The 26,100-nt window shown below is 48.7% G+C and carries 28 protein-coding genes and 2 pseudogenes; 20 read left to right on the top strand and 10 right to left on the bottom strand.

Annotated elements, in window-relative coordinates; translation table 11 throughout:
* Window positions 1–82 precede the first annotated feature (82 nt).
* A complete protein-coding gene (gene rimO / locus QEN31_RS15195) occupies window positions 83–1,408 on the bottom strand; it encodes a 30S ribosomal protein S12 methylthiotransferase RimO (protein ID WP_000073317.1) in 1,326 nt (441 codons plus the stop codon).
* A 230-nt stretch (window positions 1,409–1,638) separates the two neighbouring features.
* Here rimO and bssR point away from each other — a divergent pair, with 230 nt between their 5' ends.
* The 8 genes and pseudogenes from bssR (at window position 1,639) to QEN31_RS15155 (ending at window position 8,571) form a co-directional block, all read left to right on the top strand.
* A complete protein-coding gene (gene bssR / locus QEN31_RS15190; RefSeq protein ID WP_000259651.1) occupies window positions 1,639–2,022 on the top strand; it encodes a biofilm formation regulator BssR in 384 nt (127 codons plus the stop codon).
* Between the two features lie 101 nt (window positions 2,023–2,123).
* Window positions 2,124–2,409, top strand: a pseudogene (locus QEN31_RS15185) (IS4-like element ISEc60 family transposase); the annotation flags it as partial.
* Window positions 2,410–2,734: 325 nt separating this feature from the next.
* Entirely contained in the window at window positions 2,735–3,250 is a 516-nt protein-coding gene (locus QEN31_RS15180) for an STM0854 family CoA ester lyase (RefSeq protein ID WP_001521476.1), read from the top strand.
* Window positions 3,251–3,272: 22 nt separating this feature from the next.
* Entirely contained in the window at window positions 3,273–4,022 is a 750-nt protein-coding gene (locus QEN31_RS15175) for an electron transfer flavoprotein subunit beta/FixA family protein (protein WP_001521753.1), read from the top strand.
* A gap of 10 nt (window positions 4,023–4,032) precedes the next feature.
* A complete protein-coding gene (locus QEN31_RS15170) occupies window positions 4,033–4,980 on the top strand; it encodes an electron transfer flavoprotein subunit alpha/FixB family protein (protein ID WP_000157776.1) in 948 nt (315 codons plus the stop codon).
* 32 nt (window positions 4,981–5,012) lie between these two features.
* Complete coding sequence (locus QEN31_RS15165) at window positions 5,013–5,210, top strand: hypothetical protein (protein WP_001200424.1); 198 nt, start codon at window positions 5,013–5,015, stop codon at window positions 5,208–5,210.
* A gap of 63 nt (window positions 5,211–5,273) precedes the next feature.
* A complete protein-coding gene (locus tag QEN31_RS15160; protein WP_000835387.1) occupies window positions 5,274–6,437 on the top strand; it encodes an acyl-CoA dehydrogenase family protein in 1,164 nt (387 codons plus the stop codon).
* A gap of 448 nt (window positions 6,438–6,885) precedes the next feature.
* Entirely contained in the window at window positions 6,886–8,571 is a 1,686-nt protein-coding gene (locus QEN31_RS15155) for an electron transfer flavoprotein-ubiquinone oxidoreductase (protein WP_001000306.1), read from the top strand.
* A gap of 5 nt (window positions 8,572–8,576) precedes the next feature.
* Here the strand turns inward: QEN31_RS15155 and QEN31_RS15150 are convergent, their stop codons facing one another.
* Both QEN31_RS15150 and QEN31_RS15145 read right to left on the bottom strand, forming a co-directional pair.
* On the bottom strand, window positions 8,577–9,467 hold the full coding sequence (locus QEN31_RS15150) for a LysR family transcriptional regulator (protein WP_000545335.1): 891 nt from the start codon (window positions 9,465–9,467) through the stop codon (window positions 8,577–8,579).
* Window positions 9,468–9,731: 264 nt separating this feature from the next.
* Window positions 9,732–10,157 (bottom strand): GntP family permease, encoded by a 426-nt coding sequence (locus QEN31_RS15145; protein WP_000287110.1) that lies wholly within the window; start codon window positions 10,155–10,157, stop codon window positions 9,732–9,734.
* Between the two features lie 346 nt (window positions 10,158–10,503).
* Here QEN31_RS15145 and QEN31_RS15140 point away from each other — a divergent pair.
* From QEN31_RS15140 to QEN31_RS25430, 3 genes and pseudogenes are all read left to right on the top strand, one after another.
* Window positions 10,504–10,707, top strand: a pseudogene (locus tag QEN31_RS15140) (IS1 family transposase); the annotation flags it as partial.
* Window positions 10,684–11,001 carry a PQQ-dependent sugar dehydrogenase gene (locus QEN31_RS25435; RefSeq protein ID WP_371063905.1) on the top strand — a complete coding sequence of 106 codons (318 nt, stop codon included), beginning with the start codon at window positions 10,684–10,686 and terminating at the stop codon, window positions 10,999–11,001. The pseudogene QEN31_RS15140 and the gene QEN31_RS25435, both read left to right, overlap by 24 nt.
* A gap of 20 nt (window positions 11,002–11,021) precedes the next feature.
* Window positions 11,022–11,195 (top strand): PQQ-dependent sugar dehydrogenase, encoded by a 174-nt coding sequence (locus QEN31_RS25430; RefSeq protein WP_020437980.1) that lies wholly within the window; start codon window positions 11,022–11,024, stop codon window positions 11,193–11,195.
* On the opposite strand, the gene QEN31_RS15130 is transcribed toward QEN31_RS25430, so the two are convergent.
* Window positions 11,192–11,818 carry a glutathione S-transferase family protein gene (locus tag QEN31_RS15130; protein WP_023137802.1) on the bottom strand — a complete coding sequence of 209 codons (627 nt, stop codon included), beginning with the start codon at window positions 11,816–11,818 and terminating at the stop codon, window positions 11,192–11,194. The two genes, QEN31_RS25430 and QEN31_RS15130, sit on opposite strands and share 4 nt — an antisense overlap.
* A 243-nt stretch (window positions 11,819–12,061) precedes the next feature.
* Here QEN31_RS15130 and dacC point away from each other — a divergent pair, with 243 nt between their 5' ends.
* Window positions 12,062–13,264 (top strand): serine-type D-Ala-D-Ala carboxypeptidase, encoded by a 1,203-nt coding sequence (dacC, locus tag QEN31_RS15125; RefSeq protein WP_000195712.1) that lies wholly within the window; start codon window positions 12,062–12,064, stop codon window positions 13,262–13,264.
* 45 nt (window positions 13,265–13,309) lie between these two features.
* On the opposite strand, the gene deoR is transcribed toward dacC, so the two are convergent.
* On the bottom strand, window positions 13,310–14,068 hold the full coding sequence (gene deoR / locus QEN31_RS15120) for a DNA-binding transcriptional repressor DeoR (RefSeq protein ID WP_000450106.1): 759 nt from the start codon (window positions 14,066–14,068) through the stop codon (window positions 13,310–13,312).
* A gap of 71 nt (window positions 14,069–14,139) precedes the next feature.
* The gene (gene ybjG / locus QEN31_RS15115) at window positions 14,140–14,748 is read right to left on the bottom strand and encodes an undecaprenyl-diphosphate phosphatase (RefSeq protein ID WP_001520197.1); all 609 of its coding nucleotides are present in this window, start codon (window positions 14,746–14,748) and stop codon (window positions 14,140–14,142) included.
* A gap of 312 nt (window positions 14,749–15,060) precedes the next feature.
* On the opposite strand from ybjG, the gene QEN31_RS15110 reads away from it, so the two are divergent.
* Window positions 15,061–16,293: an MFS transporter gene (locus QEN31_RS15110; protein ID WP_001181284.1), complete on the top strand. Its 1,233-nt coding sequence runs from the start codon at window positions 15,061–15,063 to the stop codon at window positions 16,291–16,293.
* 53 nt (window positions 16,294–16,346) lie between these two features.
* Here the strand turns inward: QEN31_RS15110 and QEN31_RS15105 are convergent, their stop codons facing one another.
* Complete coding sequence (locus tag QEN31_RS15105; protein ID WP_000023547.1) at window positions 16,347–17,162, bottom strand: Cof-type HAD-IIB family hydrolase; 816 nt, start codon at window positions 17,160–17,162, stop codon at window positions 16,347–16,349.
* Window positions 17,159–18,370: an MFS transporter gene (locus QEN31_RS15100; RefSeq protein WP_099949687.1), complete on the bottom strand. Its 1,212-nt coding sequence runs from the start codon at window positions 18,368–18,370 to the stop codon at window positions 17,159–17,161. Before QEN31_RS15100 ends, QEN31_RS15105 begins: the two co-directional genes overlap by 4 nt.
* A gap of 167 nt (window positions 18,371–18,537) precedes the next feature.
* On the opposite strand from QEN31_RS15100, the gene QEN31_RS15095 reads away from it, so the two are divergent.
* The gene (locus QEN31_RS15095; protein ID WP_000661875.1) at window positions 18,538–19,158 is read left to right on the top strand and encodes a TetR/AcrR family transcriptional regulator; all 621 of its coding nucleotides are present in this window, start codon (window positions 18,538–18,540) and stop codon (window positions 19,156–19,158) included.
* Window positions 19,159–19,274: 116 nt separating this feature from the next.
* On the opposite strand, the gene QEN31_RS15090 is transcribed toward QEN31_RS15095, so the two are convergent.
* Window positions 19,275–20,960 (bottom strand): aspartate:alanine antiporter, encoded by a 1,686-nt coding sequence (locus QEN31_RS15090; protein ID WP_099949686.1) that lies wholly within the window; start codon window positions 20,958–20,960, stop codon window positions 19,275–19,277.
* A gap of 270 nt (window positions 20,961–21,230) precedes the next feature.
* Between QEN31_RS15090 and QEN31_RS15085 the strand changes: the two genes are divergently transcribed.
* On the top strand, window positions 21,231–21,608 hold the full coding sequence (locus tag QEN31_RS15085) for an inner membrane protein YbjM (protein WP_000680850.1): 378 nt from the start codon (window positions 21,231–21,233) through the stop codon (window positions 21,606–21,608).
* Between the two features lie 31 nt (window positions 21,609–21,639).
* Here QEN31_RS15085 and QEN31_RS15080 read toward each other — a convergent pair whose 3' ends face one another.
* Window positions 21,640–21,903 carry a GrxA family glutaredoxin gene (locus tag QEN31_RS15080; RefSeq protein ID WP_000495513.1) on the bottom strand — a complete coding sequence of 88 codons (264 nt, stop codon included), beginning with the start codon at window positions 21,901–21,903 and terminating at the stop codon, window positions 21,640–21,642.
* A 169-nt stretch (window positions 21,904–22,072) separates the two neighbouring features.
* Here QEN31_RS15080 and QEN31_RS15075 point away from each other — a divergent pair, with 169 nt between their 5' ends.
* From QEN31_RS15075 to potF, 5 genes are all read left to right on the top strand, one after another.
* Window positions 22,073–22,363, top strand: a complete 291-nt coding sequence (locus QEN31_RS15075; RefSeq protein ID WP_001259137.1) for a YbjC family protein — start codon at window positions 22,073–22,075, stop codon at window positions 22,361–22,363.
* On the top strand, window positions 22,347–23,069 hold the full coding sequence (nfsA, locus tag QEN31_RS15070; protein ID WP_000075300.1) for a nitroreductase NfsA: 723 nt from the start codon (window positions 22,347–22,349) through the stop codon (window positions 23,067–23,069). Before QEN31_RS15075 ends, nfsA begins: the two co-directional genes overlap by 17 nt.
* Window positions 23,070–23,126: 57 nt before the next feature.
* Window positions 23,127–24,029, top strand: coding sequence for a 30S ribosomal protein S6--L-glutamate ligase (gene rimK, locus QEN31_RS15065; protein WP_000684361.1), 903 nt, complete (start codon window positions 23,127–23,129; stop codon window positions 24,027–24,029).
* Window positions 24,030–24,125: 96 nt separating this feature from the next.
* A complete protein-coding gene (locus QEN31_RS15060) occupies window positions 24,126–24,602 on the top strand; it encodes a YbjN domain-containing protein (RefSeq protein WP_000624814.1) in 477 nt (158 codons plus the stop codon).
* A gap of 348 nt (window positions 24,603–24,950) precedes the next feature.
* On the top strand, window positions 24,951–26,063 hold the full coding sequence (gene potF, locus QEN31_RS15055; protein WP_000125769.1) for a spermidine/putrescine ABC transporter substrate-binding protein PotF: 1,113 nt from the start codon (window positions 24,951–24,953) through the stop codon (window positions 26,061–26,063).
* Window positions 26,064–26,100 lie beyond the last annotated feature (37 nt).

The following is a 26,100-nucleotide window of genomic DNA, read 5'->3' as shown; positions in this document are numbered from 1 at the left end:
GGTGGCGTTGACGCCTGGCGGGCCTGGAACGGGCTCGTCAGGCGGGATAACACATCCGGCACCCGCGCCGGGGGAGGTGGCGTTAAACCCGACTGCCCCACAAATCATATTCGTCGGCGTTTTCCACTTTCACGCGCACGATATCGCCCGGCTTGACGTTGGTTTCGCCGTTCAAATAGACCGCGCCGTCAATTTCCGGCGCATCCGCCATGCTACGCCCGATAGCGCCTTCTTCGTCAACCTCATCAACGATCACCAGAATTTCGCGGCCCACTTTTTCCTGCAAGCGCTCAGCGGAGATTTGCTGTTGCAGTTGCATAAAGCGGTTCCAGCGCTCTTCTTTCACCTCTTCCGGCACCTGATCCGGCAGCTCATTCGCGCCTGCGCCTTCCACCGGGCTGTACTTGAAGCAGCCTACACGATCGAGGCGCGCCTCTTTCAGGAAGTCGAGCAGCATCTGGAAGTCTTCTTCCGTTTCGCCGGGGAAGCCGACAATAAAGGTGGAGCGTAGGGTCAGTTCCGGGCAGATTTCGCGCCACTGCTTAATGCGCGCCAGCTGGCGGTCAACGGAACCGGGACGTTTCATCAGTTTAAGAATCCGCGGGCTGGCATGTTGCAGCGGAATGTCCAGATAAGGCAGGATTTTGCCTTCCGCCATTAGCGGAATCACATCATCAACGTGTGGGTAGGGGTAGACGTAGTGCAGACGTGTCCAGACGCCCAGTTTTGATAACTGTTCGCACAGGCTCACCATACTGGTTTTCACCGGTTCGCCATTATGGAATCCGGTGCGGTGCTTCACATCTACGCCGTAGGCGGAGGTATCTTGCGAAATCACCAGAATCTCTTTGACCCCGGCATCAACCAGACGTTTCGCTTCGCTTAATACGTCGCCAATCGGGCGGCTGACCAGATCCCCGCGCATCGACGGGATGATGCAGAACGTGCAGCGGTGATTACAGCCTTCAGAAATTTTCAGATACGCATAATGGCGCGGCGTCAGTTTTACACCCTGTTCCGGTACGAGGCTTAAAAATGGATTGTGCTTCGGCTTCGGTACGTAATGATGTACGTGCTGCAGAACTTGCTCATAGCTATGCGGCCCGGTGATTTCCAGTACTTTCGGATGCACTTCGCGGATCTGATCTTCTTTTGCGCCCAGGCAGCCGGTGACGATTACCTTACCGTTTTCGTTCAGCGCTTCGCCAATGGCTTCCAGTGACTCTTGTACCGCGCTGTCAATAAAGCCACAGGTATTAACGATAACCATATCCGCATCGTCATAGCGTGGCACAACGTCATAGCCTTCGGTACGCAGCTCAGTCAGGATGCGTTCCGAATCAACGAGGTTTTTCGGACAGCCCAGGGAAACGAAGCCGATCTTTGGCTGGTGGGTTACATTACTCATAGCTTAAAAAGTGTTCATTTATTGGAATGGTCAGGGCAGGGATTCTACAGATATCCGAACAAAAATTGTATCGCAATCTCATCAGGAGCGGCGGCATCAACCGTTGTGGTTATCAGCAAAAGGTGAAAAAGGGCAATTCTAAGAAAATTCTTGATCTCTGACACCCCTTTGTCTAAAAAACGACCATACTATTAAGTTGAACCCTGGTAGAAAAGAGGAGGAAAAAAGGTATGGTCGTTGACAGACTGAGAACCGATCTTCTCAACAAGCTGATAAACGCGCGTATCGATCTTGCCGCTTATCTGCAATTGCGAAAAGCGAAGGGGTATATGTCAGTCAGCGAAAGTGACACTCTGCGTGACAATTTTTTTGAACTGAATCGCGAGCTCCACGATCACGCTTTACGGCAGGGACTGCATCTCGATCAGGAAGAGTGGAACGCGCTGCGCCGTGCCGAAGGCGCGCTTGCAGCCGCCGCCGTTTGTTTAATGAGCGGACACCATGATTGTCCGACCTTTATTGCCGTCAACGCAGATAAACTTGAAAACTGTCTGACAACTTTGACGCTGAGTATTCAGAGTCTGAAAGCACATTCACCGCTTACACAGGTCTGAACAAGGGGAGGCGACTCCTGAGGAATCCCCAGCAAACCAAGACAGGCATAGTGTTATGTGATCTAATTGATTGCGCTAACACTTTCAAGGAAATCATCACTATGCCTGCTCGTTCATTATGCCAAAAATCCTTTAAAAATATACTGGAGCCTTTGCACCTTTACCGCCGTCAATCTCTGATTGAGGCTACCAGTGTAGTGATTAACGGTGCATCTCTTACACTTATTCAGTATTGGGCGTGATTTGTCAGGAGTAGCATCGGTCAGGCACAAGATAAAACGTATCGATCGACTTCGGGGAAAGTCTCACTTGCAGAATGAAGTTTCAGATACTTTTTCAGCGTGTTACTAAAAAATCACGGAGGGAATGACCCGGGTTGTCATGCTCTCCTATATGCCAGCCTGTTTTCCGCCAAAGGTGACTAAATTCGGTTCACCAGACAATCGTTGATGTTCTTAGGGAACGGTATAGTCGAATTCACTCCTGAAACAGGTACGGAATGTCGGCCGTTTACTATTCTGAAACGTTATTTATATCAAATAATTAAATTTTATTTTTATCTTTGTTATTGTAACAATAAATTACATGTTTCTTTCTGTTATCAGCGAACCTGAACCAATTTTAATGGGGGGTTAGATAAAAGCTAATTCAGAAAATTATTTTTTTAAGATATATTGAATTATCAGATGCTCCATTCAAATGAGAGACGAGAATGCAAACGTTAGAACGGTTTTTTCTTTTCGTTACGGGGGACCAACCTGAACGATTTGAAAAAGCAAATAGCAGTTGTGCTGATAGCGTAATCCTTGATTTAGAAAATGCGGTGTCATCTGAGAAAAAAATAATTGCCAGAGAAAATGCTCTGAATTTCATGAGTAATGATGAAAAAGTACTGATTGCTGTACGTGCAAAAATTGTAATAACTTCACGCCTGGCTGGATCATATCCTTCTGTTGACGGTATCACAACTGAATTTATGAAAAACGAGTTGACAATACAAAATGCTATTCACTCCTGTAAAATGGGGTTCAGTGGCAAGGTATGTATTCACCCTCCACAAATTTCACATGTAAACAGAGCATTCAGCTATTTAAAACAAGAAATCGAGTGGGTTCCCCAGATTATGCGACTGGCTCAATATCCCCATGGAGCGTTCAGTCATGAAGGGCAAATGGTGGATAAACCGTTACTGGAAAAAGCAAAAAGGATTTTGGCTCATAGCATTTAGTAAATATATGAAGGAGTCACCAATGAAAGCTTTAGTTTGTGTAAAACAAGTTGTCGATCATAACGTTAGAATTAGAATAAAGCGAGATCATTCTGATGTTGATATTTCTGATTCAAAACTCAGTATCAATCCATTTGATGAAATTGCAGTTGAAGAAGCAGTACGTTTAAAAGAACGGGGATTAATCAGTGAGGTTGTTGTAGTGTCTATAGGAAACACAGGTGTAGGGGATGTATTGCGTACAGCACTGGCAGCAGGGGCAGACAGGGCAATACACATATTAACAAAAAACTCTCTTACACCACTAATTGTGGCCAAAACTATCACCGCTATTACCCGGAATGAAAAACCCGATATTATATTATTAGGCAAGCAAGCTATTGACGATGATTGTAATCAGGTAGGCCAAATGCTGGCAGCATTACTCGATCTTCCCCAAGCCACTAATGTTAGTGAAATTACTATTTCTGATAATTCATTAACTGCTGTTCGTGAGGTTGATGGAGGATTAGAAACGTTAAATTTATCCCTGCCTGCAGTACTCACTACAGATCTACGTCTGAATACACCGAGGAATATCAGCTTGCCGAATGTTATTAAAGCCAAAAAGAAACCTGTTAAGGAGATAGATTTCGATTCACTTGGTATTAACCCGTCATCCAGATTGACTATTATTAAAGTTGATGAGCCAGCAAGAAGGAAAGCAGGCATAATCGTTCCAGATATTAACACGCTGCTAGATAAATTAAAAAACGAAGAAAAAGTAATTTAAGGAGGAAAATATGGCTTCTTTAGTTATTGCTGAACATAACGGCAATACTCTTTTACCTTCAACACTCAGTACTATCACTGCGGCAAAAGCCATTAATAGTGATATAGATATACTTATGTTAGGATATGGTATAGAAAGTATTGCAGTTAAAGCCAGTCATATTCAGGGGATATCCACTGTATTTGTTGCTGACAGCCCACTATTCGAACACCTTCTGGCAGAGAATGTGGAAAAACAGATCAGCTATTTTTTGAATAGTGGGAAAAATCATTATCAGTCCATTCTTTTTCCTGCAAGCTCTTTTGGAAAAAACTGTGCGCCACGCTTAGCAGCAAAACTTGATGTATCTCAGATTAGTGATATTACGCGTGTCATTGATCAACATACCTTTGAACGTCCAATCTATGCGGGTAACGCTATTGCCACAGTACACAGTGATGATGAATATAAAGTGATAACTGTTCGTCCTACCTCATTTGCGGCTGCGGTTGCGGAAGATGAGGGAAAAGCCCCCATTGAATTTACAGAGGTTGTTCTTGGTTCAGATCAGGTAAAATTTATTAGCCAACATGTTAATAAAAGTAACCGTCCAGACTTACAATCCGCCAGAGTTGTAGTATCAGGTGGACGAGGAGTAGGAAGTGCACAGGCATTCAAAGAACTTGTTGATAACCTGGCAGATAAATTAGGCGCTGCCGTGGGGGCAAGCCGGGCTGCTGTAGATGCTGGTTATGCACCAAATGATTATCAGATTGGCCAGACCGGAAAAATCGTTGCGCCTCAACTTTATATTGCTCTGGGAATTTCTGGCGCCATACAACATCTTGCCGGGATGAAAGAGTCAGGCGTCATTGTCGCTATTAATAAGGATCCTGACGCTCCTATCTTTTCTATTGCGGATTATGGTTTGGTAGCTGATATTTTCAAAGCTGTACCTGAACTTATCGATAAATTATAAATCATATTTTTTCCTCCTTAAAGGTAACTTTTATGCAATATACTGATATTCAAATTTGGCAGCCTGGCATTCTGCGCAACACCGATTATCTTAACCCCGGTCCCGCTAAGCTGCTGGCCGCCACTCTGGATAAAGACATCAAAATCTTTAAAGAGGGGGGGCGTTCTGCCAGAATTATGGCACTGGCTCTATTTTCTTCCTGTCGACCGCCAGTCAGATCTATCTGCTGATGGTCATCCGATAAAAGGTCATTTTCTACCCCCTGTTGGCGCTGGTTTATTGAGGAAAAAATTATGAAAAGTATTGAAAAGGATAAATATCAGGATATTCGTGATGCGGTTCGTTCATTATGTAGTGAATTTGATGATAAATATCACCGTAAGATAGATGAAGCAAAAGCCTATCCTGAAGAGTTTGTTAATAAACTAACCAAAGCTGGTTGGCTGGCTGCGCTCATCCCGGAGGAATTTGGAGGGTCAGGGCTTGGTTTAACTGAAGCATCTATTATCATGGAAGAGATCAATAGATCGGGTGGAAACTCTGGAGCCTGCCATGGTCAGATGTATAACATGAATACGTTGTTACGTCATGGATCCGATAAACAGAAAGAATTCTGGCTGCCACGGATAGCTACTGGTGAATGGCGCCTGCAGTCGATGGGCGTCACAGAACCCACAGCAGGTACAGATACCACCAGAATTAAAACTACAGCTGTAAAAAGAGAAGACCGGTATGTGATAAACGGACAAAAAGTCTGGATTTCACGTGTTCAACATTCAGACTGGATGATTCTTCTGGTTCGAACTACTCCGCTTGCAAATGTAAAACGTAAATCCGAAGGGATGTCTATTTTCATGGTTGATATTAAAGAAGCTATGAAAAATGGAATGACAGTACGACCTATTCCCAATATGGTCAATCATGAAACCAACGAGCTCTTTTTTGACAACCTGGAAATTCCCGAAGAAAATCTTATTGGTGAAGAGGGTATGGGTTTTCATTACATACTTGATGGTTTAAATGCAGAGCGTACCTTGATTGCGGCAGAATGTATAGGCGATGGATATTGGTTTATGGATCGTGTTACCCGCTATACCTGCGAGCGTGAGGTTTTTGGTCGTCCCATTGGTCAGAACCAGGGGGTGCAGTTTCCTATTGCAGAAGCATTTATTGCAGTGGAAGCGGCTAATCTGATGCGTTTTAAAGCGTGCGAGCTTTTTGATCAGCATCTTGATTGTGGAGCACAGGCTAATATGGCGAAATACCTTGCTGCGAAAGCCAGCTGGGAAGCAGCCAATGCCTGCCTGCAATTTCATGGTGGATATGGTTTTGCCTGTGAGTATGATATCGAACGAAAGTTTAGAGAAACACGTTTATATCAGGTTGCTCCCATATCTACCAACCTGATCCTGAGCTATATCGCTGAGCATGTGCTGGAGATGCCACGTTCATTCTGATGTCAAATCAATTGGAAAAATATTATGAAACAGTTACCTCTGTCCGGAGTCATTATAGTCTCGATTGAACATGTCATTGCCACTCCCTTCTGTACCCGACAGTTGGCTGATTATTTCTCGCGGGTAACTATAATAGAATGCCAAGAAAACAGGGACTTTTCCTGCAATTATGATGAACGGCTTAAAAATGATTTGTGTATATTCTTTTTCATCTGAGGGAGAAAGCTAAATATAAATGTTATGGAATGCTTCATCATCATCGACATTTTTTTAATAGTTGATAACTGGCTATATAGTCTTATAGGCACCTTTTTCTAAGGTTGAACATTCCTATACCATTTCATCTGTTTTATCACTATGATATTTATTTCATTGGTTACAATATGAATGCAATTTTATTTACATAATATAGCTGTTCCTACGGTGCTGAAAAATTAAGGAGTTAATAATGAACGATACACTTTCTAATACCCAGCAATCACGTGAGACAATAGAATGTGATGTTCTTATTGTGGGAGCAGGACCCGCCGGATTATCTGCAGCTCTTAAACTTAAATTACAGGCAAATGACGCAGGAAAAGAACTGTCCATTATCGTCCTTGATAAAGGAGCTGAGCCTGGTTCTCATATTCTCAGTGGGGCAGTCATGGATCCCCGAGCGCTGAATGAACTAATTCCTGATTGGCAGGAAAGAGGCGCACCCATTAAACAGCCTGTTACTCAGGATAAATTACTGTTACTGACGAATGAAAAATGTATTAATTTGCCGGATGCATTGATTCCTGATAATTTTCGCAACCATGGAAACTTTATCGTAAGCCTCGGTAATCTCATTAAATGGCTCGCCGGTCAGGCAGAAACGTCAGGCGTGGATATTTATGCAGGCTTTTCGGCAACTGAGATACTGTATGATCAGGATACTAACATTATCGGTGTAGTAACTGGTGATATGGGACGTCATCGGGATGGCAGCAAGAAAGAGGGGTTCCAGAGTGGAATAGAAATTCTGGCAAAATATACAATTTTTGCCGAAGGGGCCCGCGGTAGTCTGGCTAAAGAACTGATCAAAAAATTTCATCTTGATACAGGCAAAGCACCCCAGAGTTTTAGCATAGGCATAAAAGAGTTGTGGGAGGTTCCATCAGACCAGTCCCATCCGGGGCTTGTAATTCACACCACAGGTTGGCCTCTGGATAAAGAGTCGTTCGGGGGTGGGTTTCTCTATCATCTTAATGATAATAAAATTGCACTAGGTTTGGTTGTGGGACTTGATTATTCAAATCCCTGGTTAAGCCCTTTTCAGGAAATGCAGCGCCTGAAAACACACCCTTCTATACGCAAATACATTGACCGGGGTAAGCGTATTGGTTATGGCGCAAGAGCAATCAACAACGGCGGGATTGCGTCTATGCCTGATCCCTGTTTACCTGGTGGTCTGCTGATTGGTTGTAATGCCGGTACGCTCAATGCAAGTAGAATCAAGGGCATCCATACAGCTATCAAAAGTGGTATGATAGCGGCTGACGCTATATTTAATGCTTTGCTGGACAACAGGAAAAACGACATACTGACAGAATATCAAACATTACTGCGACAGAGCTGGCTTTGGCAGGAACTGGAAAATGGTAGTAATTTCAAACCCTGGTTTAAAAAAGGGCGTGTGATAGGTTTTATCATGACTGGCATTGAGCATTGGCTGCTTCCCCGAATGGGTATAAAAAAAATCCCCTGGCGTGTAAAAAATAACCGACCGGACAATATCACTCTGCAACCGGCCAACAAAAGCCAGAAAAAACTGTACGACAAACCTGACGGTAAACTGACGTTTGATATTTTGTCATCCGTCTATCTCAGTAACACCTGGCATGATGACGACCAGCCAGTACATTTGAAAATCAGTGATCAGAATATCCCTATATCCATTAATCTGGATATTTATGGTGGCCCCGAAGAACGATATTGCCCTGCCGGAGTATATGAATTTTTACAGGATAGTGAAACACAAAACATGCGTCTGCAAATAAATTCACAGAACTGTATTCACTGTAAAGTTTGTGACATTAAAGATCCTAAACAAAATATAACCTGGACTACGCCTGAAGGTGGCAACGGACCAAATTATACAGGGATGTAACGCTATCACTCAGTCTGAGCTGTGAGCATAGTAACCAGTTTTTGTGTGAAACCGGGTAATTTGTCAAAGCTTCTGGCGCAGATTTGTAATTTTCTTAATGACCAAAATTCATCAAGATCAATAATCGAAAATTCATGCAACTGACGCAAACGGGATGCAGCAGAGTGAGGCATTATACCAATGCCCACTTTTGCTTCAACCATACGGCAAAATGTTTCAAAGTTGCCGACCTGTATTCTAATTTTCAGTTTAGATGGTACTAGTTCTGCCTTTTTTCGGATAAATTCAAACATTCCTGTCCCTTCAGGCAGGCTGATTTGTTCATATTGAATTAATTCATGAAAGGTCACGCTTTTTCTGTCAGCAAAGGGATGGTCTGTCGCGGTGATAAGCACTAGCCTATCAGTACGGAACGGCAGTATTTCAAGATTATCTGTTGTAATATTACCAGCAACAATTCCGAGATCAGTTTTCCCCTCAATAACAGAACGTACAATTTCCGGACTTGGATACTCCCTGAGATCAATATTCACATCGTTATATAGTGTAAGGAAATGGCTCAACAATGGGGGGAGATACTCTGCAATAGCAGTTATACTGGAAAATATTCTGACATGTCCTTTGATGCCTTTAACATGCTCCTGCATATCGCTACGTAACATTTCCATCTGATTCACAATAAGGCTGGCGTGGTGTTTAAATGTTTCACCAGCAGAGGATAACGTTATCCCCTTGCTACTACGATACAGCAATCTCAGATTGATACTCTGTTCAAGATTACGTATACGCACGCTACCAGATGCGGCAGACATGTAAGTTTTTTCCGCTCCACGTGTTAAGCTCCCTTCTTCACTGATAGCAAGGAATAATTTTAAATCTTTTATATCAAAGTGCATCGTTGTGGCTCATAATTAACGTATAATACAGTGTGCTGCTTTTTTATAGACTCAGTCAGACTGAGTATTTCGGCCTATCCGAATTCCTGTCACGTCGAGATAACTACAAAATGTAGGCTGACGGTGTCACCGCCCTACCATGATCCGGGGCGGATCTGGTAGGACGCTGGTGACCGCTGACAGGGGGTCAGGTCAGACATATTGTCGGAACCGTTGTAACGTAGATGCTAATACCTGCTCCCCGTGGTCATCAGGTTAACCCGTTTACAGCGGTTTTTTCAGCCCCGGCAGATTTATCATAAACTGATCACCGTAAATATGTGGAATCAGCCAAGTAAAGAACAGATTGGCAAACGCCACCACAAACAATGATACGCCTCCATAGGTCAATAAAGCGCATACAAGAATAATCATCGGCATGGCTTTGTTCTGGCCCACCATACAGGTCACAGCACTGACAATTGAGTAGTAAAAACCAGCAAATTCAATCAGCTTGCCAAATACTGCACCCAGCAGAAAGACAGGAAAATAAAGTTTTACAAAACCGATCAACTTATCCATAAATATATCACTGAAAACCGGGGCGACCGTCACTGGACGGGTGAACAGAACTGCGCCAAGTGCTACCAGCGGAGCAAAAAGGATCACACTGTAACCACGATAAGCGACCAGCATCAGTAATGAATACATTCATTGTCTTATCTCGCTTGCATGACTACCCATTTTATCCATGTTATGCAACAGCTTGTGTCATATTTTTCTGATCTCCATTTTAGATCAGACAGGCTATTACTCAGGGATTCCGGCGCGAAGAATGGAACATACTCTAAAAAGTACTTGGCGGATTCAAGTCGGTATCACTCCGTTAATAATCTTTATTCTCGACCCGCTGCATGTTGATTTTACGGTTAAACGCCGTTCTCTTATTCATCGCAGGAGTAAACCATCATGACATGCAGTGAAATCCCCAGAAAACGATCATGTATTCAATCGGTGATTATCGTTTCGAATACCGACTTTTATCGCAGGATTTATGATGGCTAAAGTCGATGTGAAATGCCCGTTTTGCGCGCAAACGGCATCCGTTAAAAAGTATGGTCCGGGGAGTGCAGGGCACCAGCATTACCGCTGTCAGGCATGTTGCCGCAGCTTTCAGGTCGACTATGAATACCGCGCCTGTCAGCCCGGCATGAAAGAGCAGGTTGTTGATCTTGCCATGTACAATGCCGGTATTCGTAATCCGCAGGGACTGGCAGTCAATCCCTGGAGCGGCGCGCTATGGCTGCATGAACACGGTCTGCGCGGTGGCGATGAAATTAACATACCGAAAAAAGGCAAAAATTATGGCTGGCCGCTGGCCACATGGGGCGTCAACTATAGTGGTCTGAAAGTGCCGGAAACCAAAGGTGAAATTGTCGAAGGAACGGAGCAGTCGGTTTACTACTGGAAGGATTCTCCGGCAATTAGCGGGATGGCCTTTATATCAGCGACGTTTTTGTGCCGTGACGGCATAAACTGTTTATCGGCGCGCTAAAAGATAAAGAGGTTATTGTGATGCGCGTCAATGGCAATACGGTGACGGAAGAAGACTGTATTTTTAGTGACAGAAAGCAACGTATCTACGATGTGCGTGTCGGACCTGACGGCTACTTATATGTGTTAACCGATGAGTCCGACGGGCAGTTACTCAAGGTAAGTCCTTCACTTGAGGCCGCGGCTACGCGTTAGGTGACTGGGATCATCACCACTTTGCGAAAAGCTGGGCGCTCGGTAAGCTGCTGATACCAGCGCTCCAGATTCGGGCGCGGCGTCCATTTCAGACCCACGTTCAGCAGGTTATAGACGAAAGGCGCAATAGCGATATCGCCGGTGCCAAAGTTATCCCCTGAGAACCACGGCTGGTGGGCCAGAGCGTCATCAAGAAGCGCAAACAGGCTATCACACTTTTCGATACCGGCTTCAATTGCCGCCTGGTCGCGTTTTTCCGGCGGGGTTCTGACCAGTCCCATCAGGATCACACGGTGCGCCGGGCTTAACGTTTGATTCGCCCAGTCCATCCATTTTTCGCCCTCCGCACGCCGCGCCGGATTATCAACCCATATCCGGTTCTGGCCGTATTGCGCCGCCAGATAGCGGACAATGGCATTGGATTCCCACAATAACAGGTCGGTTTCATCATCTTTAAGCAGCGGCACCAGCCCATTAGGATTCATCGCCAGATAGTCGGCATCCTGGTTAACGCCGAATTTTCCGCCTGCCAGAATTTGATCGTATGGCAGTTCCAGCTCTTCAAGCGTCCACAACACTTTTTTAACATTAGTCGAGTTGTTCCGGCCCCACAGCGTAATCATATTAACCCCTTCCGTTTTATCAGGATGATGACAGTAATCGGCCTACCGTGAGATAAACCTAACATTTACACAATGGTCTGTAAAAAAATCGTTATGAAGGAAGCGTAACGGGATGTTATTGCATAAACTTTAAAAACTTTACCAAGTTACGGTTTCTTTAACGTCGTGAGTGCGTTATTACTCACCGCACTTCTTACACGGTGGTGTGACGTGTGTTTTTGGAATGGATACTCGGGTGGTACTATGACGCAATACGCTTCTTCCCTTCGTAGCCTCGCGGCAGGTTCGGTTCTCTTATTCCTTTTCGCTTCGCCTGTAAAGGCAGAGGAACAAACGATCGCGCCGCCGGGCGTTGATGCGCGAGCCTGGATCTTAATGGATTACGCCAGCGGTAAAGTACTGGCGGAAGGCAACGCCGATGAGAAACTCGACCCTGCCAGTTTGACAAAAATTATGACCAGCTACGTGGTGGGCCAGGCGCTGAAGGCAGGGAAAATCAAGCTAACCGATATGGTAACGGTGGGCAAAGATGCCTGGGCGACGGGGAACCCGGCGCTACGTGGGTCGTCGGTGATGTTTCTGAAGCCAGGCGATCAGGTGTCGGTTGCGGATCTTAATAAAGGCATCATCATTCAGTCAGGTAATGATGCCTGTATCGCGCTTGCCGACTACGTCGCCGGAAGCCAGGAGTCCTTTATCGGCCTGATGAACGCCTATGCGAAACGACTGGGGTTAACCAATACAACCTTCCAGACGGTACACGGTCTTGATGCGCCAGGGCAGTTCAGTACCGCTCGCGATATGGCGCTGCTCGGCAAGGCCCTGATTCACGATGTGCCTGACGAATACGCCATTCATAAAGAGAAAGAATTTACTTTTAATAATATTCGTCAGCCAAACCGCAACCGCCTGTTGTGGAGTACCAATCTGCATGTCGACGGCATGAAAACGGGGACAACGGCTGGCGCTGGGTATAACCTTGTCGCCTCCGCCACTCAGGGCGATATGCGCCTGATCTCTGTCGTGCTGGGGGCGAAAACGGACCGTATTCGTTTTAATGAGTCAGAAAAACTGCTGACCTGGGGTTTCCGCTTCTTTGAAACGGTCACGCCGATTAAACCTGACGCGACATTCGTGACGCAGCGGGTCTGGTTTGGCGATAAGCGTGAGGTCAATTTGGGGGCGGGCGATGCGGGGTCTGTGACGATTCCGCGTGGGCAGCTTAAAAACCTGAAGGCCAGCTTTACGTTGAACGAACCACAGCTCACGGCGCCGTTGAAGAAAGGGCAGGTTGTCGGCACCATCGATTTCCAGCTTAACGGAAAATCCATTGAGCAACGCCCGTTAATGGTGATGGAAAACGTCGAGGAGGGGGGATTTTTCAGCCGGATGTGGGATTTTGTGCTGATGAAACTCCATCAGTGGTTTGGCAGTTGGTTCTCGTAAAATAACTCCGTTGCCGGGTGCGCGTCGCATCCGGCAAACCTGCGGTTAATACATCAGAGTAATTTGTTGCGCTTTAGCGTAGGCCACAAAGGCCTCATCGGGACGGCGGTCGCTGATAATCGTATCAAAGCGTGATAATTCCCCCATCCGCGCCGGACGTACCTTGCCGAATTTACTGTGATCCACCACCAGTACATGGCTCTGTGCCATTGTCATGGCCCAATGTTTTACCGGCAGCTCTTCCAGATTAAAGCAGGTAGCGCCTTTACTGGTATGAACGCCGGCGGCGGAATAAAACGCGATATCCGGACAAATATTGTTTAACGTTTCATGGAAATCAAGCGGTTTGAAAATGGCGTTGCTGGCGTGAAACTCCCCGCCGCTGAGGATAGCGCGGCAATGGGGTTTGTCCTGCAGCGCCAGAAAGGTATTAAGTGAATAGCACACCGCCGTAAAGGGAAGGTCATTATCAATGGCTTCAATGATCCACGGCGTGGTGGTGCCGCAGTCAATAAATACCGTCTGATGCGCTTGTACCAGGCCCGCAGCCAACTGAGCGGCTCGGCGTTTTTCTTCCACCAGACGAGATTTTTGATCGCTTAACAGATAATGACTGGCGCTGCGGGGCTCCAGTACGATATAGCCGCCCAGCAACACGACAGGCGCGCTTTTATGGTTCAGGTCGCGACGAATGGTCATTTCAGAGACGCCCAACAGGGTCGCGGCTTCTTTTAGATGAAGTTTATCGCTGCGTTTTAAGGCCTGCAGCAATTGACCAATACGCTCGTCGCGTCGCGTTTCCATAGTTCCCCTGGAGAGTTAAATAAGCGCTCCGCACCATACAGAGCGCTTAATATTACTCTTTTTTTCGCTGGTTAGTCACGTACCCAGCCTTTTCGAATGGGCAATGCGAAACAGAAACGGTAACAACGTTGCAGCGCCTGGTAGAGCGGCGCGCCGTACCATTGCCAGATCAGCTGTGCGCTCAGGCAGCCAAGCATCGCTACCAGCAGCGCGCCAATCATATCTAACGGCCAGTGTACGCCGAGATAGACGCGCGACCAGGCGATGGTCATGGCTATCGCCATCATCACGATGCCTGACCAGAGGCGGTGCCAGAACAAAAACGCCAGCGCAAAGGTAAAAATCACCGTACCGTGATCGCTGGGGAACGAGTCATCGGCGGCATGATGCAGGAAGTTATAGCCGATATGATCGACAAACGGACGGTCGTGCGGGAAAAGGTGTCCCATTGTCCAGGAGACCGCCAGACTGATAATCAGCGCGATGCCGATTTTAACGATCAGCTGGCGCTGGGCGCAGACCCGATCGCGGGGTCCCCACAGCCAGAGTACAACGGCTAAGAGCGGGACGATGTTGATGACATCTTTGGCGATAAAGATAGCGAGCGAAATTATCCACTGCGCGGAATCAGGCGTGGCGTTAATAAAATAAAACAGCGAGTTGTTAAGGTTTTCCAGCATAACATCCAGGCTCGGAGCAATGAAATCAAAAGGGATAGCCAGCTCATCCCCGTGCAAACTGAGCATAAATGCAGCGTAACAGGGAGGAAAAGCAGTATTGTCTTATTTGGCGGCAACATGAAGAGATTTAAGACAATGGCATAAAATAACGTTGATGATAACGGCGCAAACTTAAATTAACCTTAAAGTACGCAAGCGCTAAGCGGCTTTCTGTAAAAATGTGCGCTATTTCCCTTGCAGCCTCATAATTCGCTATCTCAGTTCCCCGACTTTCATTACACTCTGCGCGGTTTTTATTGGCGAAGAGATGGTATGCAGAATCGTTTACAATCAGGCGGCAGGCTGGGACGTCAGGCGCTGCTTTTTCCTCTCTGTCTGGTGCTGTACGAGTTTTCTACTTATATTGGCAACGACATGATCCAGCCGGGTATGCTGGCGGTGGTTGAGCAGTATCAGGCGGGCCTGGACTGGGTTCCGACGTCCATGACCGCTTATCTGGCGGGCGGTATGTTCTTACAGTGGCTGCTTGGCCCGTTGTCTGACCGGATTGGCCGTCGTCCCGTGATGCTGGCGGGCGTCGTGTGGTTTATTGTCACCTGCCTGGCGACGTTACTGGCGAAAAACATCGAACAATTTACCTTCCTGCGTTTTTTGCAAGGGATTAGCCTGTGTTTTATCGGCGCTGTAGGGTATGCCGCGATTCAGGAATCCTTTGAGGAAGCGGTGTGTATAAAAATTACCGCGCTGATGGCGAACGTGGCGTTAATCGCGCCGCTACTGGGACCACTGGTTGGGGCGGCATGGGTGCATGTTCTGCCGTGGGAGGGGATGTTTATTTTATTTGCCGCACTGGCCGCTATCGCCTTTTTCGGGCTACAGCGCGCAATGCCGGAGACCGCCACGCGGCGGGGCGAAACGCTGTCATTTAAGGCGCTGGGCCGGGATTATCGACTGGTGATAAAAAACCGGCGGTTCGTCGCAGGGGCGTTAGCGCTGGGATTTGTCAGCCTGCCGCTGTTGGCCTGGATTGCGCAGTCGCCGATTATCATCATTAGCGGCGAACAGCTCAGCAGCTATGAATATGGTCTGCTGCAGGTGCCCGTTTTTGGCGCGCTCATTGCCGGTAATCTGGTGTTGGCGCGTTTAACCTCCCGACGTACGGTTCGCTCGCTGATCGTGATGGGCGGCTGGCCTATCGTCGCGGGGCTGATCATCGCCGCGGCGGCGACGGTGGTTTCATCCCATGCTTATTTATGGATGACGGCGGGATTAAGCGTATACGCTTTTGGCATTGGGCTGGCGAATGCCGGACTGGTGCGTCTGACGCTCTTTTCCAGCGATATGAGTAAAGGAACGGTCTCGGCGGCGATGGGAATGCTACAAATGCTGATTTTTACCGTTGGCATTGAAGTCAGTAAACACGCCTGGTTAAGCGGCGGCAATGGGCTATTTAGCCTGTTTAATCTGGCAAACGGTATTCTTTGGCTACTGCTGATGCTGGTCTTCTTAAAAGATAAGCGGACGGGGAATTTGCAAACAGTCTGAGAGAGCGGCTACGCCTGATAAGCTTTCTGTTATCAGGCATAGAGAGGCATCCGCTAGACGTTGAACGGCGGCTCGTTGTTTAATACGCTGTCGATAATATCCAGCACGCCTTCCTGGTTGTTCGATCCGGCGCGGTATTTCGCCGCCGCCGCGACTGCTTCGCTGGCGTGCGACATGGCAAAACTAAACCCGGCCTGACGCAGCATCTCAATATCGTTGCCGCCGTCGCCGAATACCACCACTTCACTATCATGAATGCCCCAGCGCTGCTGTAACAGACGCAGGCCGTTGGCTTTATGCACGCCGGGAATAATTAAATCAATACTGCCATAGCCGGTATGAACGGGAACCATGATATCGCCAATGGCGTCGTGCAGCGCCGCCTGTACTTCCGGTATCCGTTCATCGGTAATATTAAGGCCGAATTTGAAAAAGACATCGTTGATATTATTAAAATTATCCACAAACTCCAGACGATGATAATACATTGCCGCAACGGCTTTTAACGCATCGTCGTAGCGTTTCAGCGTGTAGGCGCTGTTTTTTCCACAGGCGATGATCTCCACATCGGCGCGTGTGAGCAGGTGTTCGACAACCGCCTGGAAGTCGGCTTTTGTCAGCTCGCCGTTAAAAATATCCTCGCCTTCGCTGACCACCCAGCCGCCGTTTTCCGCGACAAAAGCGATTTCGTGCGCAATTTCCGGAAAGAACGAGATTAACTGGTAATACTGGTTGCCGCTGGCCACGACAAAGCGAATGCCTTGCCGCTTCATTTGTTGGTACTGCGCCATAAACCGGTCACGGTTATAGGTTTTTTGATCGCTCAGAAAAGTGCCGTCCATGTCGACGGCGATTAATTTGATACTCATGCGTTATGCTCCATCACCGGTTGCGGAGTCGATACAGGTTTGGCGACGGCCTTCGCCACCAGCGCCGCCAGAATAACCAGCGCCAGCACAACCATCATGGCGCTGCGTAATCCATAATGCTCTCCCAGATAGCCCAACAGCGGCGGCCCGACCAAAAACGCCAGATAGCCGGTCGTGGCGACAACGCTCACGCGCGTCGGCGCGTCGGGACCGGTATCGCTGGCGGCGGAAATGGTCAGCGGGAAGCCGAGCGAAGCGCCTAAGCCCCAAAGAATGACCGAGACGCCGGCGACCCAGTCGCTATCGACAAAAATAATCAGGCCAATGCCCAGCGCTCCCATCAACGCGCTGGCGCGAACAACCGTCACCCGGCTATAGCGGTCAATAAACCAGCCGCCGGTAAAGCGGCCAACGGTCATACCAAGCGTGAAACCGGCGTAGATCAGAGAGCCGGAGGTTGGGCTAAAACCGTGTCCGTCTACCATCAGTAGCGGTAGCCAGTCATTCGCAGATCCTTCGGCGAATGCCATTGCCAGCACCACCACGCCAATAAGCAAAAGCTGGATGTCCCGATAAAAAGGTAATCCTTTTGCCTGAAGGTGAGAATCTTCCGATGCGTTTTTACCCGTACCGTCAGGGATCGCCCGAATGGCGATGAAAATGGGCGCGATCGCCACGGCAGCCGCGAGGATGATATGGATGTTAGCCGGGACGCTTAATGCGGTTAACGCCATGCCGACACCAGCGCCCGCCAGCGTGCCGAAACTGTAGAAACCATGCATCATCGGCAGAACGGTTTTATTCAGCTCGCGTTCGACCGCCGCGCCTTCGACATTAATCGCCACTTCGGCGGCGCCAAAACTGGCGCCGAAAACGGCTAATCCAAGGGCAAAAATCAGCGGCGAGGCGCACCACAGCGCGACGCTAAGAATAACCATCCCGGTTACTGCACAGGTCATCGTCGTGCGAATAACCTTCCGGGTGCCAAATCGTTTCACCAGCCAGGCGGAACAAAGAATACCGCTCATTGAACCGATAGAAAGCCCGAATAAGACCGCCCCCATTTCCGCGGTAGAGACGGAAAGAATATCCCGAATAGCAGGCGTTCGGGTTGCCCAGGAGGCCATCAGCAGTCCGGGTAAAAAGAAGAACATAAACAGCGCCCAGGTACGGCGTTTTAAGGCGTTACGTGAGGAGAGGACGGTCATAGCGTCAGGCCAGAAAATAGAAGCGAGAGGTAAACATTAGCAAGCTTGTGTACATTTGTACATATCATCGTCATACTTCATTGTGCAGACAGTTTTTACTGTCTGTTTTTTCAGCGTAAGCGGCAGGCTACTATCGCCTGCATCCTGAATGAGATGTGGAACTCATCATGAAAGAAAATGCCGTAAGACGCGCCAATGATCCTAAGCGACGGGAAAAAATAATTCAGGCCACACTGGAAGCGGTAAAGACCTATGGCGTTCATGCCGTGACGCACCGGAAAATCGCCGCTATCGCTCAGGTGCCGCTTGGCTCGATGACCTACTATTTTGCCGGTATGGATGCGTTATTGAGTGAAGCTTTTACACTTTTCACCGAGAACATGTCGCGTCAATACCAGGACTTTTTTGCGCAGGTGACGGATGCGGAGGGGGCGTGCCAGGCGATAACGGAAATGATTTACGGCTCGCAGGTTACGACGCCGGATAATATGGCGTTAATGTATCAGTTATATGCCTATGCCAGCGATAAGCCGGCGTTAAAAATAGTCATGCAAAACTGGATGCAGCGTAGCCAGAATACGCTGGCGCAGTGGTTTGACGCACAGACCGCCCGAGCGCTGGATGCGTTTATCGAGGGGATGACGCTGCATTTTGTAACGGATCGAACGCCGCTGGCGCGTGAAGCGATTTTACAGATGGTAAAGCGAATCGCCGGAGTGTCAATGTCGTGTCACTCTGCGTTGGGCAACAAAAAACCCACCAACCTTGAACCGAAATGGCGGGGTTGATGGGCTCCACAAAATGGGGACATCAAAGAAAAGCAGTGGCAATAGGTATGACTGATGCTTTAACGAAAAGTTCGACCTATTGGCAAAATTTTTTCACTTAAAGGCAAACTTCAGTTTTATCCTAACCCCGGCCAGATGATGACAATAAGCGTCCCCGCCAGCGTTAGCAGAACGTTGGCGATGGCGTAAGTCCCCGCATAACCCAGCGCTGGAATATTACTGCGCGCCGTATCGCTAATGATTTCCATCGCCGGGGCGCAGGTACGCGCGCCCATCATGGCACCGAACAGCAGCGCCCGGTTCATGCGCAGCACATAAGCGCCAAACAAGAAGCAGATCACCACCGGTACCAGGCTGACGACAAGCCCGGCGATCAGCATTTGTCCGCCGACCGCGCCCAGACCGTTGCTGATACCGCTGCCGGCGCTTAAACCAACGCCTGCCATAAACACCATCAAGCCGAATTCTTTCACCATATTAAGCGCGCCCTGCGGAATATAACCAAAGGTAGGATGGTTAGCGCGCAGGAAACCGAGCATGATCCCGGCGAACAGCAATCCGGCCGCGTTGCCGATACCGAAACTAAAATTGCTGAACTGGAAGGTAATCATCCCGATCATTAACCCGATGATAAAAAAAGCGCAGAAGGCAAGCAGGTCCGTCACCTGACTATGAATCGAAATAAAACCAATGCGATCGGCGATGGTTTTTACGCGTCTGGCGTCGCCGCTCACCTGTAACACGTCGCCTTTATTCAGCACGACGTTATCGTCGATAGGCATTTCGATCTGGCTGCGGATGACGCGGTTAAGGAAGCAGCCATGATCGGTCAGCTTGAGCTGAGCGAGGCGGCGACCGACCGCATTGTGGTTTTTCACCACAATTTCTTCCGTCACGATGCGCATATCAAGCAGATCGCGATCAAATACTTCCTTACCATTACGGAAGCTGGGATCGAGCCTGGCGTGCGAGTCCGGATAGCCGACCAGCGCAATCTCATCGCCCATTTGCAGCACCGCATCGCCATCCGGGTTCGCCAGAATACCGTTACGGCGAATACGTTCGATATAGCAGCCTGTCTGGCGGTAAATACCCAGCTCGCGCAGGTTTTTACCGTCAGTCCAGGCCACCAGTTCCGGGCCAACCCGATAGGCGCGGATAACCGGCAAATAAACCTTGCGATTAGCATCGGTATCCAGACCGCGCTCGCGAGCAATTTGCTGGGCGCTGGTTTGCAAATCCTGATGCTGTAGTTTAGGCAAGTAGCGCGCGCCCACGATCAGACTGACCAACCCAATCAGATAGGTCAGGGCATAGCCCAGGCTCAGATTATCAAGAGCGGAGGAGAGTTGGGTGCTGGCGATGCCGGAATGTCGCAGGGTATCGCCTGCGCCAACCAGCACGGGCGTGGAGGTCATTGAGCCGGCCAGCATACCGGCCGTCAGGCCGATATCCCAGCCGAATAGCTTACCAAGGCCTAAGGCGATTAGCAGAGCGCTACCGACCATGACCAGGGCAAGCATCAGATAATTTTTACCGTCGCGAAAAAAAATCGAAAAAAAGTTGGGGCCAGCCTCGACGCCGACACAAAAAATAAACAGCATAAATCCCAGATTTAGCGCGTCGGTGTTAATACTGAAGTGTTGCTGCCCTAATAATAGAGAGACCACTAAAACGCCAATGGAATTACCAAGTTGGACTGAACCCAGACGTAACTTGCCAAGACACAGGCCAAGAGCCAGGACCACAAATAATAACAGGATGTAATTCCCATTTAACAAATCTGCGACGTTTATATTCACGGAGACTAACTTCTTGTTTACGAGTAAGCTGTTGAAAGAAATGGTAATTTACGCTACTGTTTTTATCATGAATTAAGGGTGCAATCGTATTGCATACAGCATCCAAATAAAAACAACACAACAATATATCCTGCTAGTTTAATCTTATTGCGTACTAACGGCTATAAGAATCGTGCAGGTGTGTTTTTGGCATGGAATGCCACATGACTTTATCTGACTGGATGCCTCACGGCGGAAAGCGTGTTCGATAGAGAGTGTCAGGAGGAACGATTGAAACATAAACACGGGTGGGCAAGCGTTGTCTGCTGCTTTGTACTCTTTATTGTGGTGTGTCTTTCATTAACTATGCATGTACAAGGCGCTTTTCGCGCGGCAGGGCATCCTGAGATTGGACTGTTATTTTTTACGTTGCCTGGTGCGGTGGCCAGCTTTTGTTCTCACCGGCGCGAGGTGATCCGACCGCTGATCGGGGCGATGCTGGCGGCGCCGTTTTGCCTGGTGTTAATGCGCGTGGTATTTATGCCTACCCGATCGTTTTGGCAAGAACTCGCGTGGTTATTTAGCGCCGTATTCTGGTGTGCGTTAGGCGCGCTCTGTTATTTGTTTATTAGCAGCCTGTTTAGCCACCGGCGAAAAAAACGCCGATAGCGCCCTCCGTCAGAGGGCGTTGCCAGAGCAATCAGGCGAAAAGATTCAGATTTTCTTTTGCCCATGCTTCAAAATCCGTACAGCCGCCGATATGTTTTTGATCGACAAAAATCTGCGGTACGGTTTCTACAGGTTTACCTACGGTTTTTTCCAAATCCGCTTTAGTAATGCCTTCAGCATGGATATCAATATAGCGGTAGTTGAAATCGTCGCGTTCTTTGCTCAGTTTTTCCGCCAACTCTTTTGCACGCACGCAATAAGGGCACCCTGGACGGCCAAAAATAACAGTAAACATATCTCTCCTCGAACATAAAGCCAGACGGCGAACAGGTGTTATCATGCCGCGATTTACGGCAGATGAAAAGCAGGTTACGCCTGTTCCTTTGATAACCCAGGGCTATATCTGTTAAGCACGCCGGACCAGAACGTTCTACACTGTGCGTCAGTTAACCGGGAGGCTTGATATGCGCACGATTGGCGTGTTACCCAAAAGCGTACTGATACTGGAATACCTCGGTATGATTTTGCTGGCGCTTGCTCTGCTATCGCTTAATCATTACCTTACGCTGCCCGCGCCGTTCAATACGCCGCTGGCTGGCGTATTGATGGTTTTCCTCGGCGTCGTGTTGATCCTCCCCGCCGCGGTGGCGATGATGTGGCGTATTGCGCAGTTACTGGCGCCGCAGTTGATGAAACGTCCACCCGACATTTCTTCCCGTTCAGATAGAGAAAAGCATAATGAGTCCGACCATTGAACTTCTTTGTGGCCATCGTTCTATTCGCCATTTCACCGATGAACCCGTGACTGACGCGCAGCGAGAGGCCATTATTGCCGCCGCGCGCAGCACGTCCAGTTCCAGTTTTTTACAGTGCAGCTCTATTATCCGTATTACCGATCGGGCGCTGCGTGAGGCGTTAGTGCCCCTGACGGGCGGGCAAAAGCATGTGGCGCAGGCCGCTGAGTTCTGGGTATTTTGCGCCGATTTTAATCGTCATTTGCAGATCTGTCCTGACGCGCAGCTGGGGCTTGCCGAACAACTGTTGCTCGGTGTCGTCGATACGGCGATGATGGGGCAAAACGCGCTGACGGCGGCGGAATCACTGGGGTTAGGCGGCGTGTATATCGGCGGCATCCGTAACAATATTGAGTCTGTTACCGAACTATTAAAATTGCCGAAGCATGTATTGCCGCTCTTTGGCCTGTGTTTGGGATGGCCTGCGGATAATCCGGATCTGAAACCGCGCCTGCCTGCCGAGCTTGTGGTTCATGAGAACCAGTATCAACCGCTTGATGAAAAGCTGCTGGCGCGCTATGACGAGCAGTTGGCTGAGTATTATCTGACCCGCGGCAGTAATACGCGACGCGATACCTGGAGCGATCATATCCGTCGCACCCTGATTAAAGAAAATCGCCCATTTATCCTTGAATATTTGCATAAACAGGGCTGGGCGACGCGCTAAAACCTGCGGGCCAGTGTATGATACGCGGGCTTTTCAGGGTTTTCAGCGAGGTGCAGGGTGAAAATTGCCATATTGTCCAGGGATGGAACGCTCTATTCTTGCAAACGTCTGCGCGAAGCGGCGATGCGGCGCGGCCATCTGGTCGAGATACTCGATCCTCTTTCCTGCTATATGAATATTAATCCGGCAGCGTCGTCGATCCATTACAAGGGGCGTCGTCTGCCCCATTTTGACGCCGTTATTCCCCGTATTGGTTCGGCCATTACCTTTTATGGTACCGCTGCGCTACGTCAGTTTGAGCTATTGGGTAGCTATCCGCTGAATGAATCCGTCGCCATTACCCGCGCGCGCGATAAGCTGCGATCGCTACAACTTCTGGCGCGCCAGGGGATCGATCTTCCCATTACCGGGATCGCCCATTCGCCGGATGATACCAGCGATCTTATTAAGATGGTTGGCGGGGCGCCGCTGGTCGTGAAGCTGGTAGAAGGCACGCAAGGGATCGGCGTGGTATTGGCGGAGACGCGTCAGGCTGCTGAAAGCGTTATTGATGCGTTTCGGGGGCTCAATGCCCATATCCTGGTTCAGGAATACATTGCCGAAGCTAAAGGATGCGATATTCGTTGTCTGGTCGTCGGCAATGAGGTTGTGGCGGCGATTGAGCGGTGCGCGAAAGCCGGTGATTTTCGCTCCAATCTTCATCGTGGCGGGGTGGCCAGCATCGCGACGATCACGCCCCGTGAACGGGATATCGCCATCAAAGCCGCACAGACGCTGGGGCTGGATGTGGCGGGTGTCGATATTTTACGCGCCGCGCGCGGGCCGCTGGTGATGGAGGTGAATGCCTCGCCGGGACTGGAAGGTATCGAAAAGACTACGGGCGTGGATATCGCGGGGCGAATGATTCAGTGGATAGAACGTCACGCTACGCCTGAATTTTGCCTTAAAATCGGCGGCTAATCGCAATCGTGGATTCCGCCGTAGTACGAAGCACGCTTTTTGCGTAAGCTGTGCCGGTAATTTTTTCATCGTCATCGTAAGAGGTAGCACTTTATTATGATATCACTGGTCGTTCCCACTCTGGATACGTTGCGTCAATGGCTCGACGACCTGGGCATGAATTTCTTCGAATGTGATACCTGCCAGGCGCTGCATTTGCCGCATATGCAGAATTTTGACGGCGTCTACGATGCTAAAATCGATTTGGTGGACAACACCGTTCTTTTTTCCGCGATGGCGGAGGTCAGGCCTTCCGCGTTGCTGCCGCTGGCGGCCGATCTCTCTGCTATTAACGCCAGTTCGTTGACGGTAAAAGCCTTTCTCGATATGCAGGATGATAATCTGCCAAAACTGGTTGTGTGCCAGTCTTTATCCGTTATGCAAGGCGTCACCTACGAACAGTTCGAATGGTTTGTTCGCCAAAGTGAAGAGCAGATTTCTATGGTGATCCTTGAGGCCGGGGCGCATCAGCTTCTGTTTAACGCGGAAGAAGACGCGCAAAAAACCAGCGCAGTTGACCATTTTCTTCACTAATCCCTTCCGATAATCAGGCAGTCGCTGCCAGCGCGGCTGCTGTTTACACTTTTTTATGCTGCTATTAACCTTTATTTAAAGAATTATTCACCTCCTTTCTGACCATTTCGCTTTATCACATAGACAAAACCTGCATAAAAAATTGATAAAAGGCGTTTTTTAATCTGGGCTATAGCCTCAAACCTTAGCTAAAGTTATTCTTGCGAAGCTTCTATAGCGAGCTTGATGGCAGGGAGGGCGACCTCTCTTCTTCATTTGTATCAAATGAAAAGGTATGCACATTTCAGGCATGTTTTAAACCACGCCTAATGGGTTCATTTGTTAACGGATTTCAGAAGGAAAGCGATGATGACCGCCTTAAAGAAAAAATGGCTATCGGGTCTGGTTGCGGGTGCTCTGATGGTCGTCTCTGTCGGCACGCTCGCTGCCGAACAAAAAACGCTGCACATTTATAACTGGTCAGATTATATCGCGCCGGACACGGTGGCGAACTTTGAAAAAGAGACCGGGATTAACGTTATCTATGATGTCTTTGACTCTAACGAAGTGCTGGAAGGCAAGTTAATGGCAGGCAGCACCGGGTTCGATCTGGTGGTGCCATCGGCCAGTTTTCTTGAGCGCCAGCTCACCGCGGGCGTTTTTCAGCCGCTGGATAAAAGCAAACTTCCCGGCTGGAAAAACCTCGATCCTGAACTGCTGAAACTGGTAGCGAAGCACGATCCTGACAACAAATACGCCATGCCCTATATGTGGGCCACGACGGGCATTGGCTATAACGTTGATAAAGTGAAAGCGGTGCTGGGGGATGATGCGCCAGTGAATAGCTGGGATTTAGTCCTCAAGCCGGAAAATCTGGAGAAGCTAAAAAGCTGCGGCGTCTCTTTCCTTGATGCGCCTGAAGAAATTTTTGCCACTGTGCTGAACTATCTGGGTAAAGATCCGAATAGCAGCAAAGCGGATGACTACACCGGCCCGGCAACCGATCTGTTGTTGAAGCTACGGCCAAACATTCGCTATTTCCACTCCTCGCAATACATTAACGATCTGGCTAATGGCGATACCTGTGTGGCCATCGGCTGGGCGGGCGATGTCTGGCAGGCCGCTAACCGAGCGAAAGAGGCGAAAAATGGCGTCAATATCTCTTTCTCGATCCCCAAAGAGGGGGCAATGGCGTTTTTTGATGTGTTTGCCATGCCGGCTGACGCCAAAAATAAAGACGAGGCCTACCAGTTCCTTAATTATCTGCTGCGCCCTGATGTGATTGCCCATATTTCCGATCACGTTTTCTACGCCAATGCGAATAAAGAGGCGACGGCGCTGGTCAGCCAGCAGGTGCGCGATAACCCGGGAATTTATCCGCCGGCGGATGTGCGGGCCAAGTTGTTTACCCTGAAAGTGCAGGAGCCGAAGATTGATCGCGTCCGCACCCGCGCATGGACGAAGGTGAAAAGCGGTAAGTAATTTATTAACGGTATGGCCTGATAAGCGTGCGCTATCG

The organism is Salmonella sp. SA15303 (genome assembly GCF_029962125.1).
Lineage (GTDB): Bacteria > Pseudomonadota > Gammaproteobacteria > Enterobacterales > Enterobacteriaceae > Salmonella > Salmonella enterica.
This window is presented reverse-complemented; position numbering and strand designations above follow the sequence as displayed.